Source organism: Thalassospira sp. UBA4513, from assembly GCF_002388495.1.
Classification (GTDB): domain Bacteria; phylum Pseudomonadota; class Alphaproteobacteria; order Rhodospirillales; family Thalassospiraceae; genus Thalassospira; species Thalassospira tepidiphila.
On sequence record NZ_DGMR01000008.1, the window covers coordinates 80793 to 82171 of the forward strand.

Genomic DNA, 1379 nt, shown 5'->3' on the forward strand with positions numbered 1-1379 from the left:
ACTCCGTCAATGGTCGCTTTCACCGATGATGGTGAACGCCTTGTCGGTCAGCCGGCGAAACGCCAGGCAGTCACCAACCCGGAAAACACCCTGTTTGCCATTAAACGTCTGATCGGTCGTCGTTACGGCGATCCGGAAGTCGAAAAGGACAAGGATCTCGTTCCGTACAAAATCGTATCGGGCGAAAACGGCGATGCATGGGTTGAAGTCAATGGCGAGAAAATGGCCCCGAGCCAGATCGCAGCCATGGTGCTTCAGAAAATGAAGGAAACTGCAGAAGCCCATCTGGGTGAGCCGGTAACCGAAGCCGTGATTACCGTTCCGGCATACTTCAACGACTCCCAGCGCCAGGCAACCAAAGACGCCGGCAAGATTGCGGGTCTTGAAGTCAAACGTATCATCAACGAGCCGACCGCAGCAGCACTGGCCTATGGTCTGGACAAGAAAGACGGCGGCACCGTGGTCGTTTATGACCTTGGTGGTGGCACCTTTGACGTGTCGGTTCTGGAAATCGGCGATGGCGTTTTCGAAGTTAAATCGACCAACGGTGATACCTTCCTTGGTGGTGAAGACTTCGACAAACAGATCATCGATTACCTTGCTGACGAGTTCAAAAAAGAACAGCAGATCGACCTGCGTAAAGACCGTCTGGCCCTGCAGCGTCTGAAAGAAGCTGCCGAGAAAGCCAAGATCGAGCTTTCCTCGTCGATGCAGACCGATGTCAACCTGCCGTTCATCACCGCAGACGCCTCTGGTCCGAAACACCTTAACATCAAGCTGTCGCGTGCGAAGCTTGAAGGTCTGGTTGGCGATCTGATCGAACGCACCATGACCCCGTGCAAGGCAGCGCTGAAAGATGCCGGCATCACCGCTGGTGAAATCGATGACGTTATCCTGGTCGGCGGCATGACCCGTATGCCGAAGGTTCAGGAACGCGTTAAAGAGTTCTTTGGCCGTGACCCGCACAAAGGTGTGAACCCGGATGAGGTTGTTGCCCTTGGTGCCGCGATTCAGGGTGGTGTTCTGCAGGGTGAGGTCAAAGACGTTCTTCTGCTGGATGTGACCCCGCTGTCGCTTGGTATCGAGACGCTTGGTGGTGTCTTCACCCGCCTGATCGACCGTAACACCACGATCCCGACCCGTAAGTCGCAGACCTTCTCGACCGCTGAAGACAATCAGACGGCCGTGACCATCCGCGTCTTCCAGGGTGAACGTGAAATGGCGGCTGACAACAAGATGCTTGGCCAGTTCGATCTGGTTGGTATCCCGCCGGCACCGCGCGGTGTTCCGCAGATTGAAGTGACTTTTGACATCGACGCCAACGGTATCGTCAACGTGTCTGCCAAAGACAAGGCGACCAACAAGGAACAGCAGATCCG

Annotated in this window: 1 protein-coding gene; it reads left to right on the top strand. The window is 55.4% G+C overall.

Going from position 1 to position 1379, the window contains the following annotated elements; genetic code table 11:
• Positions 1-1379 (top strand): molecular chaperone DnaK (gene dnaK, locus B2T33_RS03175; protein WP_414716631.1); only part of this gene is annotated, 1379 nt, incomplete at both ends.